This is a genomic window from Methylobacterium sp. J-030 (genome assembly GCF_022829545.1).
Classification (GTDB): domain Bacteria; phylum Pseudomonadota; class Alphaproteobacteria; order Rhizobiales; family Beijerinckiaceae; genus Methylobacterium.
On the sequence record NZ_JAKSYM010000137.1, the window covers coordinates 24,661 to 42,994 of the forward strand.

At 72.3% G+C, this 18,334-nt stretch carries 14 protein-coding genes; 6 read left to right on the top strand and 8 right to left on the bottom strand.

Annotation, left to right across the window (positions count from 1 at the left end):
* Entirely contained in the window at positions 1-2,961 is a 2,961-nt protein-coding gene (locus MKK75_RS07855) for a TAT-variant-translocated molybdopterin oxidoreductase (RefSeq protein WP_244042037.1), read from the bottom strand.
* The gene (locus tag MKK75_RS07860; RefSeq protein ID WP_244042038.1) at positions 2,958-3,617 is read right to left on the bottom strand and encodes a cytochrome c3 family protein; all 660 of its coding nucleotides are present in this window, start codon (positions 3,615-3,617) and stop codon (positions 2,958-2,960) included. Before MKK75_RS07860 ends, MKK75_RS07855 begins: the two co-directional genes overlap by 4 nt.
* 468 nt (positions 3,618-4,085) lie before the next feature.
* Here MKK75_RS07860 and MKK75_RS07865 point away from each other — a divergent pair, with 468 nt between their 5' ends.
* Both MKK75_RS07865 and MKK75_RS07870 read left to right on the top strand, forming a co-directional pair.
* Entirely contained in the window at positions 4,086-6,659 is a 2,574-nt protein-coding gene (locus MKK75_RS07865) for an ABC transporter ATP-binding protein (RefSeq protein ID WP_244042039.1), read from the top strand.
* A gap of 77 nt (positions 6,660-6,736) precedes the next feature.
* On the top strand, positions 6,737-7,324 hold the full coding sequence (locus MKK75_RS07870) for a hypothetical protein (protein WP_244042040.1): 588 nt from the start codon (positions 6,737-6,739) through the stop codon (positions 7,322-7,324).
* A 100-nt stretch (positions 7,325-7,424) separates the two neighbouring features.
* Here MKK75_RS07870 and MKK75_RS07875 read toward each other — a convergent pair whose 3' ends face one another.
* Positions 7,425-8,537, bottom strand: coding sequence for an FAD-binding domain-containing protein (locus tag MKK75_RS07875; RefSeq protein ID WP_244042041.1), 1,113 nt, complete (start codon positions 8,535-8,537; stop codon positions 7,425-7,427).
* Between the two features lie 242 nt (positions 8,538-8,779).
* On the opposite strand from MKK75_RS07875, the gene MKK75_RS07880 reads away from it, so the two are divergent.
* Both MKK75_RS07880 and MKK75_RS07885 read left to right on the top strand, forming a co-directional pair.
* Positions 8,780-9,997, top strand: coding sequence for a murein L,D-transpeptidase family protein (locus MKK75_RS07880; RefSeq protein WP_244042042.1), 1,218 nt, complete (start codon positions 8,780-8,782; stop codon positions 9,995-9,997).
* Between the two features lie 205 nt (positions 9,998-10,202).
* Positions 10,203-11,144, top strand: coding sequence for an MBL fold metallo-hydrolase (locus MKK75_RS07885; protein WP_244042043.1), 942 nt, complete (start codon positions 10,203-10,205; stop codon positions 11,142-11,144).
* Here the strand turns inward: MKK75_RS07885 and MKK75_RS07890 are convergent, their stop codons facing one another.
* On the bottom strand, positions 11,145-11,363 hold the full coding sequence (locus tag MKK75_RS07890) for a hypothetical protein (RefSeq protein ID WP_244042044.1): 219 nt from the start codon (positions 11,361-11,363) through the stop codon (positions 11,145-11,147).
* 258 nt (positions 11,364-11,621) lie between these two features.
* Between MKK75_RS07890 and MKK75_RS07895 the strand changes: the two genes are divergently transcribed.
* Both MKK75_RS07895 and MKK75_RS07900 read left to right on the top strand, forming a co-directional pair.
* Entirely contained in the window at positions 11,622-12,866 is a 1,245-nt protein-coding gene (locus MKK75_RS07895) for a complex I NDUFA9 subunit family protein (RefSeq protein ID WP_244042045.1), read from the top strand.
* Positions 12,867-13,069: 203 nt separating this feature from the next.
* Positions 13,070-14,038 (top strand): NAD-dependent epimerase/dehydratase family protein, encoded by a 969-nt coding sequence (locus MKK75_RS07900; protein WP_244042046.1) that lies wholly within the window; start codon positions 13,070-13,072, stop codon positions 14,036-14,038.
* A 19-nt stretch (positions 14,039-14,057) separates the two neighbouring features.
* Here MKK75_RS07900 and MKK75_RS07905 read toward each other — a convergent pair whose 3' ends face one another.
* The 4 genes from MKK75_RS07905 to MKK75_RS07920 form a co-directional block, all read right to left on the bottom strand.
* Positions 14,058-15,272, bottom strand: coding sequence for a CaiB/BaiF CoA transferase family protein (locus tag MKK75_RS07905; protein WP_244042047.1), 1,215 nt, complete (start codon positions 15,270-15,272; stop codon positions 14,058-14,060).
* Between the two features lie 208 nt (positions 15,273-15,480).
* Positions 15,481-16,296 (bottom strand): IclR family transcriptional regulator, encoded by an 816-nt coding sequence (locus tag MKK75_RS07910; protein WP_244042048.1) that lies wholly within the window; start codon positions 16,294-16,296, stop codon positions 15,481-15,483.
* A complete protein-coding gene (locus tag MKK75_RS07915) occupies positions 16,293-17,030 on the bottom strand; it encodes an enoyl-CoA hydratase-related protein (protein WP_244042049.1) in 738 nt (245 codons plus the stop codon). Before MKK75_RS07915 ends, MKK75_RS07910 begins: the two co-directional genes overlap by 4 nt.
* A complete protein-coding gene (locus MKK75_RS07920; RefSeq protein ID WP_244042050.1) occupies positions 17,027-18,055 on the bottom strand; it encodes an NAD(P)H-dependent flavin oxidoreductase in 1,029 nt (342 codons plus the stop codon). Before MKK75_RS07920 ends, MKK75_RS07915 begins: the two co-directional genes overlap by 4 nt.
* Positions 18,056-18,334: the final 279 nt, after the last annotated feature.

The window sequence follows — 18,334 nt, forward strand, 5'->3', positions numbered from 1 at the left end:
TCAGCCCTCCCGTCCGCCGGGTTCCGCGGGCGGCGCGAGCCCGGCGAGGTAGGTGGTGCGCGGACGCGTGTTCAGGTGGCCGAGCAGCGCGTATTCCCGGGGGTCCCGGCGGGCGGCCGAGACCCGGCTTTCCGGATCGGCGACGTTGCCGAAGGTGATCGCCCGGGTCGGGCAGGCGCCCTGGCAGGCGGTCTCGACGGCGCCGTCCGGGATCGGCGCGTGGGCGTCCTTGGCGGAGGTGATCCGCGCCGCGGTGATCCGCTGGATGCAGTAGGTGCACTTCTCCATCACGCCGCGGGCGCGGACCGTGACCTCGGGGTTGCGCTGCTGCTGCTCCACCGGGGTCATGCCGCCGGTATAGTCGAGGTAGTTGAACCGCCGGACCTTGTAGGGGCAGTAGCTCTGGCAGGTCCGGGTGCCGACGCAGCGGTTGTAGACCTGCAGGTTCAGCCCCTCGCTGTCGTGCAGCGTCGCCTCCACCGGGCAGCCGAGCTCGCAGGGCGCCTGCTCGCAATGCATGCAGGGCACCGGCTGGAAATGGGTGCTCGGTGCATCGAGCCCGCCCGCGTAGTAGCGGTCGACCCGCAGCCAGCCCATCCAGCGGCCGAGGCGGACCTCCTCGCGGCCCACGACCGGGATGTTGTTCTCCGCCTGGCAGGCGGTGACGCAGGCGTTGCAGCCCGTGCAGGCATCGAGGTCGATCGCCATGCCCCACTGCGCGGCGACCCACCGGTCCTGGCTCCCCGGGGGCGGATAGAACGAGGCCGGGCTTGGGCCGCCCTTCGGGTCGCCCACCGGCGCGGCGGCGAGCGCCTGCACGCGGATGAGATCCTGACCCTCCATCGTGCCGAGGTGCTGGGTGGTGACCGGCACGCTGCGCCGCCCGGTCTTCATCAGTCGCGCCCCGGAGAGCTGCCACGACGGGCCGGCCGGCCGCAGGGGGCCGGCATCGTAGCCGAGGCCGCGGGACAGGTGATCCGGCACGTCCCGGCCGTAGCCCAGCGTCAGGGTCACCGCGTCGTCGGCCTGCCCCGGCAGGATCCAGGCGGGCCCCTCGACCGCGCGGCCTTCCGCCTCGATCCGTAAAACGTCGCCCGTGGCGATCCCCTCGCGCTCGGCGAGCCGGGGGCTCACCGCGACCACGTTCTCCCAGACCACCTTGGTCAGCGGCTTCGGCAGCTCCTGGAGCCACGCGAGGTCGGCATGGGTGCCGTCCCAGACCGTGGGGTCGGGGCGGAACAGCACCTCGATCCCGCCGGCAGGCGCAGTAATGACGGGGGAGGGGGCGGCGTCCTGCGTCAACGCCACGGTCTCGAACGGCCGCGCGCTATCCGCCCAGAAGCCCCGGCGCAGGGCCTCCGAGAACCGGGCCTCGAAGGCCGCCTCGTCGTCTCCGTCGCCTTGCCAGCGCGCCTTGACGAGGGCCCCCGCGTCCTCGGCATCGCCGCCACCCGCCAGGAAGGCCAGCATCTGCGGCAGCGTCCGGCCGTTGTAGAGCGGCGCGATGGTCGGCTGGATCAGCCCGACGGTGCCGTCGAGGGAGCGGACGTCGCCCCAGGATTCCAGCGGATGCGCGATCGGCAGGTGCCAGTCGGCGTGGGCGCCGGTCTCGTCGTCGTAGAGCCCGGCGTGGATCTTGAGCGGCACCCGCTGCATCCGGGCGGCGAAGTCGAGGGCGCCGGGCGCCTCGTAGACCGGGTTGGCGCCGAGCACGATCAGCGCCTTGACCGTGCCGCGCTCCATCGCCTCCGCGAGGGCGGCCAGCGTGCTGGCCCCCTGCTCGGCGGCGGGCTCCACGTGCTTGAGGGTCGCGCCGGTATTTCCGAACGCGCCGTTGAGGCGATGGACCAGCGCGTGCAGGTCCGGGCTCGCGGTCAGGCCCGCCGTGACGATCCCGGCCCCCCGCGCCGCGGCGAGCGCCGTGCCGGCATCCCGCGCCCAGCGGGCGACCGGATCGTCGCCAGCCGGCGCCGCACCGCCGCCGGCCATGCCGAGGAGATCGCGGGCGAGGTCCTCCAGGCGGCCGGCCGGGACCACGACGCCGTAATCGGCCTTGGCGCTGGTGAGCGTCGGGGTCGGCGCGGCGGCGTGGAGCGTGAGGAGGCGGCCTTCCGCGTAGGCGGCCCGCCGCGCGTCGATCCAGCGCCGCGACAGGCCGACCTGACCGGGGCCGAGATCCAAGAAATCGCCGTCGAGCGACACGATGGTGCGCGCCCGGTCGAACGCGGGGATCGTCTCCAGCGGCCTTCCATAGGCCCGGCGGGCGCCCTCATAGAGACCGTCGCGCGTCGCGCCCGCGCCGACATGCCAGCGGAGAGCCGGATAGGCGGCGCGCAACCGGGCGATCTGCGCGGCAAGCGTGGGCGAGGTCACCGGGCCGGTCAGCAGAGCGAGGCCCTCGCCGCCGCCCGCGCGCCAGGCCGGCATCTGCGCCTGCAGGGCCGACCGGAACGCCGCCCAGGAACTCGGCCGGCCGAGCTGCTGCACCGCCTGGGAGCGGAACGGATCGTAGAGCCCGAGCACGGAGGCCTGGGCCAGCACGTCGGTGCCGCCGCGGCTCCAGGGATGATCGGGATTGCCCTCGATCTTCAGCGGCCGGCCGTTGCGGGTGGTGACCAGCACGCCGTTGCCGAACCCGTCGAACAGGGCCGAGGAGGCGTAGGACAGATCCGTCCCCGGCACGATCCGCTCGGGCTGGTTGACGTAGGGCACCTCGTGATCGCGGCCCCCGCCCGCACCACAGGCGGTGAGCCCGCCGAGCGCGAAGGAGGCCGCCATCAGCTTCAGGAAGCCGCGCCGCTCCGGGGCCGCGGCGAGGCGGGCGGCGGAAGGGAACTCGGCCGCGAGAAAATCGCGGAATTCCGGGCTGTCGGCCACGGCGTCGAGGCTGCGCCAGAAGCGCGGGCCGTCGCCCTGGCTGAGCTTTGCGCGGAGGGCCGCGATATCGGGGATGCCGGTCATCGGTGGCAGATCCCGCACTCGGTGAGCCGCGCGCCGCCGCGGATATGATACTGCTCGACGAGCTTCGGCCCCAGGCTCGCCTGATCGGCCGGCGGTTTCCAGGTCATGTTCCAGACCTGATCGGGGGTGCGCACGTACTTCTCAGGCGCCCGGTGGCAATCGAGGCAGAACTGCATCTCGAACGCGTTCGCCCGGTAGGTCATCTGCATCGACGTCACGTCGCCGTGGCAGGTCGAGCAGCCGATCCCCTTCGTCACGTGGACGGAGTGGTTGTAGTAGACGTATTGCGGCAGCTTGTTCAGCCGCTTCCATTCGAGCGGCTTGTCCTGCGCGTAGCTGTCGCGCACCGGCTTGAGCATGTCCGAGCCGGTCCAGATCTGCGAATGGCAGGTCATGCAGGTGTGGGTCGGCGGGATGCCGGCGGTGGCCTCCTTCTCGACCGTGGTGTGGCAGTAGCGGCAATCGACGCCGAGTTCGCCGGCATGGTGCTTGTGGCTGAACGGCAGGGGCTGGGCCGGGGCCACGCCGACGCCCGTGACGTAGTTCGAGCGCACGATCCCGGCGGCCAGCACCGGCAGCCCGACGAGGCAGGCGACGCCGGTCATCAGGGCAAGGCGGTAGAGCGCGTCCGCGCCGGGCGTGAAGAGCTGCGCCATCAGGCGCGCTCGCGCCGGAGGGCGGCCTGGATCTCGCGCTCGCACTGCTCAAGCCGTCGCCGCACGCCTCGCCCCACCCTCGTCTTCCGGTCGCAATCGGGTCGCGCGCCGCACTGCACCACATCCTATAACCTAGAGCGCTTCCAGATCGGGGCTAGAACTTGGATCAGGCGGGCCGACATGTCGCACGGGCTCATGAAGCACCCTGTCCCGGACGCCTGGACCGCCGTGGACGGTGATCCGGAATCCGCACGAGAAGCGCCGCGCCAGCGGCACAATCTGAGTCCGGTCGACGCTTCGCGTAGTCTCGCGCTGGATCCCCGGGTCGCATTCCGCTGACGCTCCATGCGCCCGGGAAAGCGGCTGCACAGGAACGAACCCCTCTGGCGGACGCGGCTCGACACCCTGAACGTGCTGGCCTATGCCCCCGGGCCGCATCGGAACCGCCCGAACCCAGTACGGAAACGCATGGACTCCGATCCCCTCCTGCTGACCTGGCGTGCCGCGCGGCGCCTGCACGTCGCCGCCGTTATCCTCGCGGTCGGGATCGGCGCCCCGCTCTGTGCGCTCGCCATCCTGTGCCTGCGCGACCTCGTCGCGGTCCTGCCCCGCGACGAGGCGCCGGTGCTCACCTTCCTGCGCCTCGCCGTGCCCTTGCAGGGCCGCGAACTCGTCCTGGCACCCGGCCTGCCGATGCGGGCCGCCGGGCTCGAACTCGCGGCGTTCCTGTGCATCGCCGCCTGCGCGCTGATCCTGGCCGGGCTCGGCTGGTTCGTGGCGCGCCTGTGCTTCAAGGCCCAGGCCCGCGCCGCCGATACGGTCCGGGAGGGCGTCCTGCGGGCGATCCTCGACGCCCCGGCGGGCGCCCGCGACGAGGCGCGCGGCCTCGCCCGCCTCGTCGGCGAGGTGCTGGCGCGGGCCGACCGGCTGCTCGCCGCCGGCATCGTGCTGCCGGCGATGACGCTGGCCGCGCTGATCCTGGCCTTGGGTTTCGCCGCCCTGGCGGCGCCCCGGCTGATCCCGGCCGCGGTGGTGGGCCTCGGGGCGGTCGGCCTCGCCTACGGGCTGGTGCTGGAGCGCGCCCGCGACCGGCAGGATCTGCGCCTGCGCTCGAGCGCGCGGGCCGAGGAGAATCTGAACGACCTCGTGCGCCGCCTGCCGGCCGTGCGCAACCACGGGGCGGCCGCCCTGGAGCGGCGGCGTATCGCGGCCCGGGTGGTCGCGATGCGCGGAACCGTGGCGCGCGCCGAGGCGCGGCTGGCCTATGCCCGGGCGCCGGCGCTGGCCCTGGCGGTGATCCTGCCGGCGATCGCGATCGGCACGGCCCTGTGGCGCACGACGCGTCCGGGGACGCCTCCGGCGCCGCCGGTGGATCCCGCGGCCCTGGTGGCGGCGGTGGGGGCCTTCGGCCTCGCGGGCTGGCTCGCCGCCATCTGCGCGCGGCTCTGGACGGTCCGCCGGACCGTGCGCCCGCGCCTGCGCGACCTCGCCCGCATCGTCGCGTCCCTCGAAGGCCGCCGGGCGCGGACCGGCGCCCCGGTGCCACTGCCCCGCTCGGGCCGGCTGGCGACCCGGGGCGTCGGCGCCTTCGACCCGGTCACCGGCGAGCGGCTGACCGGCGTAGACGTCGCGGTGTCCATGCCGGGCCACGTGGCGATCACCGGCAGCCGCGGCAGCGGCGCCCGGGCGCTGGCGGCGGTGCTCGCCGGGCAGGTCGAGCCGACCGCCGGCACCGTCACCTACGCGGGCACGGACCTGCGCGGCTTCGACCCCGCCGAGCGCGCCCGCCGCATCGCCTTCGCGGCCGGCGAGGCGATCCTGATGGCGGGCTCGCTCCGCCAGAACCTGCTCTACGGCACCGACCCGGGCAGCAGCCCCGACGACATCGCCCTCGTCGGGTTCTGCCGGCTGACCGGTCTCGACGGCTTCGTGTACGCCCGCGGCCTAACCGGGCGGCTCGATCCCGCGGCCCGGCCGCGGCTCGCGGCAGCGATCGTCGCGGCCCGCCGGACCATGCGGCAGGCGCTCGCCGCCGAGGGGGCCGAGCGCCTCGTCGAGCCGTTCGACCCCGACCGCTACAACCATCAGGCCAGCATCGGCGAAAACATCCTGTTCGGCGAGCCGGTGGGGGGCGCCTTCGCGCCGCTGCGCTTCGCCCGCCATCCCTACCTGCGGGCGGTGCTGGAGGCCGAGGGGCTGGTGCGGCCGCTGACCGAGATCGGCCTGTCGGTCGCCCGCAGCACCGTGGAGATCTTCGCCGACCTGCCCAACGACCACCCCCTGTTCGACGCCTACTCGCTGTTCCAGGCGGCGGAGCGGGGCTATTTCGAGGACCTCGTGGTGCGGCTGCCCGATGCCGGGGGGCTGCGCCGGGGGCCGGCGGGCCAGCGCGACCGGATGCGGCTGATCGGATTGGCCCTCCGCTACAGCGAATCGCGCCACCGCTTCGGCCTGATCGACGCCGCCTTCGAGGACCGGCTGGTCCAGGCTCGGCGCTCCTTCGCGCGGATGCTGCCGCCCCATCTCGGCGGCGCCGTCGAGTTCCACGATCCCGGCCGCGTGAACCCGGCCGCCAGCCTGGAGGAGAACCTGCTGTTCGGCCGGATCAGCCTGGGCGAGGCCAATGCCGAGCCGCGGGTGCGGGCGCTGGTGCGGCGCGTGCTCGCCGACGAGGGCCTGGAGGCCGCGGTCTACGAACTCGGCCTCGACAGCAAGGTTGAGATCCAGCCGAGCACGGGCGCGCTGGCGGACGGCGCGATCAACGCCCGGGAGCGGATGGCGATCGAGCTGGTGCGCTGCCTCGCCCGGGATCCGGATATCCTGGTCGTCGCGATCGCCGCCGACGAGCGCAAGACGGGCCTGCGCGACCGCCTCGCCGGCTTACGGCAGATGCGGGCCGGGCGCGGGTTGATCGTCTGTCTGCCCGGCGCCGGCGCGCTGGACGGGGCCGCACCGTTCGATGCGGTGATCGCGGTGGAGAACAGCGCGGTGGTGGCACCCGAGCCGGTGCGCGCGGAGGCGGAGCTGGCCCCGGTGGCGTGAAGGATCACCGCCCGAGCCGGGCAGGTCGAGCGATCGTCCGCCCCCAGGCCGAGACCCAGCATGCAGAACTTGATCCTATGACGAAGGCCATCCGGAGGCTTTCTGAGCGACGATACTTCCCTGCGAAGGCTCGATGGCGCGCATGGGGCGGCTGTGCGTTAGGTCTGTCCGCCCTCCGCACCTGCGGTCGAGCGGGTGAGGGGATCCGAATGCGCGTGTTGTTGCTCACCGTCCTGGCCGCGTTGACCACGTCGGCCGCCGTTGCTCAGACGGGCGGCGCGATCCTGTCCAACGCGGGAAATTGGGAGCTCCGAAGATCGGCGAGCGGCTCGACGCAGGAGGGGCCCTGCCTCCTGGCGCCGAAGACCCCATCACGCATCCAGGTGTTCAAGGACAGGCTCGTGGTCACGGGACTGCCGAAAAACTCGATCTTCAATTTTCAATACAGGATCGACGACAAATCCGCGTCGACGCCGGCGATCCCGTCGCGCGACATGCAGGACGAAGGCATCATCGCCCTCGACGGCGACGCGCTGAAGGACATCCTGAACGGCCACCGCTTCCAGATCCGCATCCTCGACAGGTGGCACGAAGCCATCACCGAAGATCTCGATCTGTCCGGCCTGAAGGATCTCTACGGGACGATCACCCAGGCGTGCGGATAGGGATCCGACGCGATCGAAGGGCGGCCGCGACGATGCGCTCCGCCGTCACGGCGCCGGGCCAGGGCGAATGCGGGCCCATACGCGGCTGGCCGTTCGAGGGTCAGCACGGCATGAGCCGCGGGATGGCCTTCCGCAGGCGTCCGTAGCCGCGTGTGGCCAACGGCCAGGCAGCCTCATCCCAGTCCCGGCGAACCCGCAGGCAGCCGGCCGGCAACGCATCGGCGGAGGGCCCGACAGGCGCCCAGGCCGTCACCATCGGGCAACCCGCGTCCCAGCCCGCCGGGACCAGCGCCGCCTGACAGTCGAAATGCGCCGCGGCCCGCGTCAGCGCATCGGCCATCGCAGCCCGATCGGCCTCCCGTACCCGGTCGGAGGCCCCCGGCGCATGGACGACGAGGCCGCCGACCCGGACGATTCTGGCTTCGCCGAGCGGAAGGCTCTCCGGGTTCAGGTCATCGAGATGCAGGAGCAGCGCGATGTCGCCTCCCGGTGCCGCGTCGGCCCGCGGCACCGGGACCTCCCGCGGCGGCATGGCCTCGTCCAGCGGGTCCGGAAACGCATCGAGGCCGACCGGATCGAAGCGACCGTCGGTGTATCGCCGGATGTTCTCGGCCCGGGCGACATGATGTTTGCCGCGCGTGTGCAGGCCGGCCACCCAGCGCCACGACAGGGTGTTGCTCGCTGGATCGCCGTCGATCAGGTGACGCATGAAGAATTCGGCCCCGAGCGCCCAGGGCAGGCGCAGGGTGAAGATCCAGATCGAGGCGAACCACATCCGGGCGTGGTTGTGCAGCCACCCCGTCTCGACGAGCTCGCGGGCCCAATCGTCGAACCCGTCGATGCCGGCACGGCCCTCGACGGCGGCCTCGTATGTGCGGCGCAGCCCCGGCTCGGCATCCAGCCGCGCACGGTCCGTCGCGGCCAGCGCCAGGAACTGGGTCCAGGCGTCCGGGTGGGTCTCGAGGTGACCCTTGAAGTAGGTCCGCCAGAACACCTCGGAGACGAACGTTTCGCTGCCCCCGTCGCCGAACGCCCTGTCGGCCGCGGTCGCCACCTCGGCCTCGGTGATCAGCCTTCGGCGTAGGTAGGGCGACAGCGCCGATGTCGTCGGCTCCGCGTCCGGTCCCCGGTCGGTGTTGCGGGAGCCGGCATACGCGAGGCCCGCCCGTCCGAGGAAAGCGGACAGCCGGTCGAGCCCGGCGTCGCGGGTCATGGGAAAGGCGCGATCCATGCCGGTGAGCTAGGGCGGGCTTCGGCGCGGCGGATGCGACCCATTCCCCGGGCATCGATCGGAATCCACGGTCGAGCATTTCGGGCCCGGCTCGGCCAGCGTACATCGACGGGGCACCATTCGGCCGGCCCCGACACACAGCCTCATCACCGCCGCAATAACCCGTCACGTCGGATCGCCGTGCCCGTCCGGCGCCATCCCGGCCGATCCAGTGCGGACGGTTCATGCCTCGAACGCCCTCGATCCCCCTCGCCGCCGGCCTCGCCCTCCTGGTCGTGTCGGGCGCCGCCCTGCTGGCAATGTCCGGCCCCGCCGCCGCGCAGGCCGGCAAGGCCGAGGCGCCAATCCCGGCCGCGACCCTCGCGCTGATGGCCCAGAAGGGCGTCACGGCCGCCGCCCCGGTGCTGTTCCGGGCCTACAAGAAGGAATCGGAGATCGAGGTCTGGAAGAAGGGCCCGACCGGCTACGTGTTCATAAAAGCCTTCCCGATCTGCCGCTGGTCCGGCCAGCTCGGCCCCAAGCGCAGGAACGGCGACCGGCAGACCCCGGAGGGGTTCTACACGGTGCCCCGGCGCCAGATGAACCCGAACTCGCACTACTACCTGTCGTTCGATGTCGGCTATCCCAATGCCTACGACCGGGCGCATGGCGGCACCGGCTCGGCCGTGATGGTCCACGGCATCTGCTCGTCGATGGGCTGCTTCGCCATGACCAACGGCACGGTCGGCGAGATCTACGCCATCGCCCGGGAGGCCCTGAAGGGCGGGCAGGCGGCGTTCCAATTTCAATCCTACCCGTTCCGGATGACCGCCGAGGCCATGGCGCGCCACCGGACCGACCCGAACATCGCCTTCTGGCGCGAGCTCAAGGCCGGCTCCGACCGGTTCGAGGCGAGCCGCGAGGAGCTTCAGGTCTCGGTGGTCGCCGGCCGCTACGCCTTCGCGCCATCCAGGAGCCCCACCGTCGAGGCGGCGGTGGCGACCCGCCAGGCCGTCGAGGAGGCCCGGATCGCCGCACTCGCCGAGGCGGGGGAGCCGGCCGTGCGGACCACCTACTCCGACGGCGGGCAGAACGCCTTCTGGGCGGCCTACACGGCCCGGGGCGGGGTGGTCGGCGACATCAGCCGTCCCGAAGCCCTGGCCTTCGCGGGGCAGGAGGTGGTGGTCGTGCCGGGCCACCGCGCCGCGCGCCCGGTACCGGAATCGGTCTGGAGCGCCTGGGCGAGCGCGGATTCCACCCTGTCGCTCCGGCGGATGGCCGGCTTCGTGCCGGTCTACGCGCGCGCCGCGGATCCGTTCGGGGCGCTCGCCGGCCCGATCCCGGCCCGCTACGGCGACGGACTGCCCTCCTGGCTGACCGTGGGCCTCGGTGGACTCACCCTCGGCCACGCGCATCCGTCCGGTTCGATGTCTGGCCTACTGGCCTCGGCCGAGACCCCGTGAGGTCTGAGGGCGCCCGGGGCCCGGTCCCATTCGTGTGCGCAGACGCACATCACGGCGGCGTGCGGCACACCAATTCATGGTACGGCAGGGGACGTGCGGTACTCTCCCACCGTCGGCCTGCCGTAATCCTTGCACTCTTCCCGGAACGGCGACGGGGTTTCGATCGTAACGGATCGGGATCGACGTCCGCAGATTCGTGATCGCCATGTCCAACACCAGTAGGCCGACCCTCCCGGCGGCCAATCAGGACCTCGTACTCCGCTTCTGGGGCGTCCGCGGCTCGACCCCGGTCAGCGGCCCGCAATACGCCGAGTTCGGCGGTAACACGCCCTGCCTGGAGGTCCGCTGCGGCCAGCGCCTGTTCATCGTGGACGCGGGCTCAGGGATCTACAACCTCGGCCAGGGCCACCGGACCGACCTGCCGCGGGAAGTCGACCTGCTGTTCAGCCACCTGCATCTCGACCACACGGCGGGGCTCCCCTTCTTCAAGCCCGCGGTGCTCGACTGCGACCGGGTGATCAACACCTATTGCGGCAATCTCGGCGGCGAATCGGCCGGCCCCACCCTCGACCGGCTGTTCGCGCCGCCGCTCTTCCCGGTTACGCTCGACAAGCTCTGCTGCACCTTCAAGCATCGCGGCTTCGAGGCGGGGCAGACGCTGACCTTCCCGGACGGGACGCGGGTCGACACGATCGCGCTGAACCATCCCCAGGGCTCGGTGGGCTACCGGTTCGAGCATGGCGGCCGACGGCTGTGCCTGATCAGCGACATCGAGCACAGCGATCCCTGGCCGGACCCGGCGCTGGCCGACTTCGTCGCCGGGGTTGACCTGATGGTCTACGACGGCATGTTCACCGACGGCGAGTATCCGACCTGCCGGGGCTGGGGCCATTCCACGTGGCAGAAGGGCGTCGAGCTGGCGCAGGTCGCGGGCGTCAAGGCGCTGGCCATCATCCACCTGCATCCGGCCCATTCCGACACGGCCTTGCGCGACATGGAGGCCGATCTTCAGGCCGAGATGCCGACCGCCTTCATCGCCCGCGAATCCCAGAGCATCACGGTCGGCGCACCGCGGACCGTGAGCCGCCGGTCGAGCGGCCGTCCCACCGTGGCGCGCGAGGTGCGCCGCCGGGTCCGGGTCGCCTGATCAGGCCGAACGGCCCAGGGAGCGGGCCGAGGAACGCGCCTTGCGGGCCCGGTTGAAGCGGCCGAACCCGAACAGCACGAACAGGGCGATGCCGATGGTCAGGATGCTCCAGCCGTAGTTGCTGACGAGCTGATCATCGATCGGGTGGCCGATCTGGCCGAGGGCGACGAGCAGCCCGAAGACGGCGATCGCCGCTGAGACGAGCATCCCGACAATCATCGCACACACTCCGGTGAACCGCGCCCCCGCCGTCCGATGCGGTGCGGAAGACCGGGAAATGCGCGGGATCGGCAGCCGTTCCGTGCCGCTATCGGAGGCGTGCGGGCGAAAGCGGGCCTTCCGGCGTCAGGAAGCGCTGCAAACCGCGATGGTCGCACCGCACCTGCGCATACACCTGATTGCCACGCCCTCCAGCGCCGCTCTAAGTAGGCCCCGTTACGGCGCCCCGGGGCGCGCGCGGAGCCCGAGACCACGGCGATGACCGGCCCAGACACCACGACCGCGAACACCACGGCGAACACCTCTCGGGACAGCGGGCCAGCCCCCGTCGTCGCCCCGGGCCCCCTGCGGCCGCAGGACCAGCTGGTGACGATCTACGGCGGCTCCGGCTTCCTGGGCCGGCACGTGGTGCGGGCATTGGCCAAGCGCGGCTACCGGATCCGCGTCGCGGTGCGCCGGCCGGATCTCGCGCTGTTCCTGCAACCCCTGGGGCAGGTCAACCAGATCGTGGCCGTCCAGGCCAATCTCCGCTACCCCGACTCGGTGAACCGCGCCGCCGAGCGTGCGGACGTGCTGATCAACCTCGTCGGCATCCTGCAGGAGACCGGCTCGCAGAGCTTCGCCCGGCTGCAGGTCGATGGGGCCGAGACCATCGCCCGCGCGGCCGCCCGGCAGGGCGCCCGGGTGATCCACGTCTCGGCGATCGGGGCGGATCCGGCCTCACCGTCGCTCTACGCCCGCACCAAGGCCGAGGGCGAGGCGCGGATCTTCGCCGCCTGCCCGGACGCGGTGGTGTTCCGGCCGTCGCTGATCTTCGGGCCGGGCGACGGCTTCTTCAACCGGTTCGCGGGGCTCGCCCGGGCGCTCCCGGTCCTGCCGCTGGCCGGCGGCCAGTCGCGCTTCCAGCCGGCCTTCGTGGGCGACGTCGCGGAGGCGATCGCCCGCGCGGTCGACGGAACGCTCACGCGCGGCAAGGTCTACGAACTCGGGGGCCCGGAGGTGGGCACGCTGGAGCACTTCGTGCGCTACATGCTGAAGACCATCCGGCGCAACCGCCTCGTGGTCGACCTGCCCCTGCCGGCGGCCAAACTCCAGGCCCGGCTGCTCGAGATCGCCGACACCCTGACCTTCGGCCTCCTCCCCGACACATTGAAGCTGACCCGCGATCAGGTGATCCTGCTCCAGAACGACAACGTCGTCTCGGAGGCCGCCAAGGCCGAGGGCCGGACCTTCGAGGGGATGGGGATCATCCCGACCGCCGCCGAGGCGGTGGTGCCGGGCTACCTCTGGACCTACCGGAAGGCCGGTCAGTTCGCCACCGAGCGGGACCAGGAGAACCTGTCCGAAGTGCCCGACACGCTGGCGCCGCAGCCCCTGGCGGCCACCTCCCAGCACCGGCCTCAGACCGCCTCCGGCCCGGCGATCGGCGCCGATGCCGGCAGTTCCCCGGGCGGCCGTCAGGGCGGCATGGGGGTACGCTGGGGCACCCGGAAGCCGAGCTAGCACGCGCGATCGACGGCGTTCGACGGGATGCCGTGCCGATGTGACGGCACACCACTGGACGTCTGGGTTTCAAAAGGTCCAAGAGCTTTTGCGGGTGCAGGGCGGCGCCCAGCCGTCGAGCGTTGCACGATTCGCCAGGATTTCGCCCTGGCACCCCACCAAAGGGCTCAAGCCCTTTGGGATCCCATCAGCGGAGCCCGAGCGTGAGGCGCATCCTCGTCACCGGCGCCGCCGGCTTCGTCGGCGGGCACGTCCTGCCGCTCCTGACGGCAGCGGGCGACCGCGTGGCGGGGATCGGCCGGGGGCGCGCGTCCCGGCTGCCGGAGGGCGTGGTCTACGAGACCATCGACCTCCTCGACGAGGCCGCGCTCGGCGGCTTCGTGGCCCGCTTCCGGCCGACCGAGATCCTGCATCTGGCGGGCCTCGCCTCGGTGGCCGACTCCGCCAGCGGGCCCGGGCAGACCTGGCGGGTGAACGTCAACGGCCTGATGAACCTCGTGGCCGCCGCGGAGGCCGTGCCGGGCTGCACGTTCTTCTTCGTCAGCACCGGCGAGGTGTACGGCGGCGCCTTCCTGTCCGGCCACGCGCTGACCGAGGCGGCCGAGCCGCTGCCGCGCAACACCTATGCTCGGTCGAAATGGGTCGGCGAGCAGCTCCTGCGCGACCTCCTGCCCCGGATCGGCGTGAAGCTCGTTGTGCTGCGGCCGTTCAACCATATCGGCCCGGGCCAGGACGAGCGCTTCGTGGTGGCCTCCTTCGCGGGTCAGATCGCCCGGATCGAGGCCGGGCTGGTGCCGCCTGTCCTGGAGGTCGGCAACCTCTCTTCGCACCGCGATTTCCTGGACGTGGCCGACGTGGCGCAGGCCTATGCCGACCTGATCGGCCAGTCCGAGTCCCTGGCGGATGGCAGCGTGTTCAACATCAGTTCCGGCGCGCCGCGCACGATCGCCAGCGTGCTTGAGGGCCTGCGCGCCGGGGCGCGGGTACCGTTCGAGATCCGGGTCGCCCTCGGGCGGGTGCGCCCCGCCGAGATCCCGATGGCGGCCGGCGATGCCGGGTTGCTGCGCGCCATGACCGGCTGGCGGCCGCGGGTCGCCTGGGATGATGCCCTGAACCGGGTTCTGGACGATGCGCGGGCGCGGCTGGCGGCCGCGGGCGCGGGCGGCGGGTGAGGCGGGGTCGGCGCCGCCGTTACCGCACCACCCCCTTCGCCCGCAGCGCCGCCTGCGCCTCCGCCGGATACTCCAGCGCCTCCGCCAGGATCTCCGCGCTCGAATCCCCGAGCCCGGGCGGCATCCGGCGCACCGGCAGCCTGCGCCCGTCGAGCCGGTAGGGCGGGGCGATCACGTGCGTGTTCCCCCGGGCGTCGTCGGACCCGCCGACCACGAGCCCGGCCTCCCGGGCGCGGTCGCAGGTCAGCGCCTCGCCCAGGCCCATCACCTCGCCGCAGGGAATGCCGGCCGCCCGCAGCTTGGCGATCAGCGGGCCGCGCGGCCATTGCGCCAGCGCGGCCTCCAGCACCGGAATGAAGGCGGCGCGGTTCTTCGAGCGGTCGAGATTGGTGGCGAACCGTGGGTCCGCGACGAGATCCGGCCGCTCCAGCACCTGCTCGCAGAAGCGCCGGTACTGGCCGTTGTTGCCGACCGTGATCACCACGGGCCCGTCCGCGGCCTCGAATACCCCATAGGGCACGATCGAGGGATGGGCGTTGCCGTAGCGGGGCGGATCGATGCCCCGGGCCAGCGCCTCCAGCCCGTAATAGGAGGTCAGCGCCACGCCGCAATCGAACAGGGCGAGGTCGATCGCCTTGCCGCGCCCGGTCCGCTCGCGCTGGTAGAGTGCTGCCAGCACGGCCTGGGCGGCGAACTGCCCGGTGAACAGGTCCACCGCCGCGACGCCGAACTTCAGGGGCGGCCCGCCGGCCTCGCCATTGAGCGCCATCACGCCGGATTCGCCCTGCACCACGAGGTCGTAGCCGGGCCGGCCGGCCTCCGAGCCATCGGAAGCATAGCCGGCGATGGAACAGTAGATCAGCCCGGAATTCTCCGCCGACAGCGCCGCGTAGCCGAGGCCGAGCTTCTCGGCCCCGCCGGTCTTGAAGTTCTGGACCAGCACGTCGCTCTCGCGGGCGAGCGCCTTCACGATCGCCAGCCCCTCCGGTGTGGCGAGATCGACGCCGATCGAGCGCTTGTTGCGGTTCACGCTGTCGAAATACGAGGTGTTGCCCGGACTTGTCGGCACGCCCCAGTCGCGGGTGTCGTCGCCGCGCTCCGGGTGCTCGACCTTGATCACGTCGGCGCCGAGGTCGCCCAGCACCTGCGCGCACCAGGGCCCTGCCAGGACCCGGGACAGGTCAAGCACCCGGATCCCGGCGAGCGGCAGATCGTGAGCCGGATCAGCATCCATCGGAGAAGTCCTCGGTACGGGGGTCTTGGCTCAAGAAAGTTCTGGTTTCAAAAGGTCTGCGACCTTTTGCGGGTGCAGGGTGGAACCCTGCTGTCGGGCCTGGCCCGATCGTCGGGCCTGGCCCGATCGTCGGGCGAAACCCAACGTCGGGGTTCCACCCCGACACCCCGCCAAAGGGCTCGCCCTTTGGGATCCCCGTCGTCACGGCTCACGCGCCCATCACGCCATCGAGGCTGCGCACGGCCTCGATCAGCTTCGGGCGCGCCACATCCATGAGGAAGCGTGCGTCGGTGATGACGGTGGGGGCGCCGCAATTGACCGACATGGGCGGCAGCCCGCCGCCGGGATGGAAGCCGACCGCGATGGCGCAGACCGTCTCCTGCCACTCTCCGAAGGACGTGCAGCAGCCGATCTCCCGGTGCTCGTCCACCGCCCGGTCGAGGCTGGCCCGCAGGGCAGGCCAAGCCACCGGGTCAAGCGCCTCCAGATCCTCGTAGAGGCTCGCACGCTCCCGGTCGGGACAGACCGCCACGTAGGCGCGGCCCATGGCGCTGCGGGCGAGCGAGATGCGCGAGCCGGTATCGAGGTTGAGCGAGATCGCCGCGGGCCCTCTCTGGCACTCGACGTAGCGCATGCTGAGCCGGTCGCGCACGCCGAGCCCCACTGAGGCGTTGGCCGCCTCCGCCACCGCCCGCAGCACCGGCCGGGCGATGGCGCGCACGTCGAGCCCGCCGAGGGCCGCGGAACTCAGCGCGATGGTCGCGGTGCCGAGCCGGTAGCGGCCAAGCTCGATCTCGTGCTGGAGGTAGCCGAGCTTGGTCAGCGTGTAGGTGAGCCGCGACACGGTGGAGCGCGGCAGGCCACAGGCCTCGGCGATATCGTGGTTGGCGAGGCTCGTCCGGCCCGGGCCGAAGCAGGCGAGCACCGAAAGCCCCCGGGCCAGCGCCGTGACGAAGTGACGGTCCTCCTTGGCGCCGGCCCCGGCGGCGTCCGGCTCGGCCAGCAGGGCTTCTCCGGCCGTCATCGGCGCAGGAAGGCCGCGAAGGCCGCCTGCGCCTCCGGACCGCGCCGCAGCGCGTGGAACACCTCGGCCTCCTCGGCGAGGGCGCGGGCGACGGGCTCGTCCTGGCCCCGGCGGAGGGCCCGCTTGGTGGCGGCGATCGAGACCCGGGGCAGGGCGGCGAGCGACCGTGCCCGGGCGAGGGCCTGTTCCAGCGCCGTCCCCTCCGGCACGGCGGCGTTGACGAGCCCGGCCGCCGCCGCGTCCGCGGCCGTGAACGGCTCACCGAGCAGCAGCAGCTCGGCGGCGCGCTTCGAGCCCGCGATCAGGGGAAGCAGGTAGCTCGATCCGCCCTCGGGGCTGAGGCCCAACGCCGTGAACGGCAGGCGGAACCGGGCGCCGGCCCCGGCATAGGCGAGATCGCAATGAAGCAGCAGCGTCGTGCCGATGCCGACCGCGTGCCCCTCCACCGCCGCCACGACCGGCTTCGGGCAGGCGCGCAGGGCGCCGAGGAAGGTCAGGCCGGGGCTGGCGCCCCCGGTCTCGACGTCCTGAAAATCCTTGAGGTCGTTGCCGGCCGTGAAGCAGCCGCCCGCGCCGGTGAGCACCACGGCCGCGACGCCCGCGTCCCCGGCCACCGCCCGGAAGGCTTCGGTCAGTCCCGCGTAGGCGGCGCGATCGAGGGCGTTGCGCCGCTCCGGCCGGTCGATGGTGACCAGCCGGATCCCGGGCTCCGGATCTGTGAGGCGGACGCTCATGGGACGGCCTCCCCCACATAATCCGCCGACACCCCGGCCATCCGGGCTCGCGCCGCCGCGTAGTCCCGGACCAGCCGCCCGACCAGGTCGGCCGTGGCCGGCGCGTCCGCGATGGTGCCGACGCCCTGGCCTGCCCCCCAGACGTCCCGCCACGCCTTCACGCTGCCGCTACCGAAATTCATCGCGGTCTTGTCGCGCACGGGCAGCGCCTCGGGATCCAGCCCGGAGGCGCGGATGCTCGGCGTGAGGTAATTGCCCGGCACGCCCGTGAAGTAGGGGGTGTAGAGGATGTCCGCCGCGGCGCTGCCGGCGATCATGTCCTTGTAGGCCGGGACCGCGTTCGCCTCCCGGGTGGCGATGAAGCGGGTGCCCATATAGGCGAGGTCGGCACCCATGGCCTGGGCCGCCAGGATCGCCGCGCCCGAGGTGATCGCCCCCGACAGGATCAGCGGCCCGTCGTAGAACCGCCGGATCTCGCCCACCAGGGCGAAGGGGCTGAGCGTCCCCGCGTGGCCCCCGGCCCCGGCGCAGACCAGGATCAGCCCGTCGACCCCCGCCTCCAGCGCCTTCTCGGCGTGGCGCACGGTGGTGACGTCGTGGAACACCACGCCGCCATAGGCATGGACCGGGCGGATCACCGCGTCCGGCGCCCGGAGCGAGGTGATGATGATCGGCACCCGGTGCCGGACGCAGGCCTCGACATCCTGCGCCAGCCGGTCGTTCGAGGCGTGGACGATCTGGTTGACCGCGAAGGGCGCGATCCGCTTCGCGGGGTCCGCCGCCCGGGCCTCGGCGAGGGTGCGGGTGATCCGCGTGAGCCACTCGTCCAGCAGCTCGGCCGGCCGCGCGTTCAGGGCCGGGAAGGAGCCGACCACGCCGGACAGGCACTGGGCGATCACCAGCTCCGGCCCGGAGACGATGAACATCGGCGCGCAGATCACCGGCAGGGCGAGCCGGCCGCGCAGGATTTCGGGCAGGCGCCCGCTGGCAGGCTGCTCAGGGAGCTGCTCGGGACCGTCGCTCACCGCCCGCTCCCCGCCTGAGCCTGACAGACGCTCACGCTCCGTTCGATGCCGCGCACCGTGCTTCTCCCTGGATTCCGAGAGCCCGGCCCAGATCGTCCGCCGGCGCACGCAAGCGGGTCTTGTTCCGAGGCTTGTTCAACGTGGTTCTGCAACGTGGTTTGATGGCATGGCGCCGGGGCCATGGTCAAACCGGTACCCGCAACATGTTCTGCATTGCAGAACGATTTGTCGAGCGACGTCTGTGATCATCGCTCGATCTTGACGGCGGGGATGCCCCGG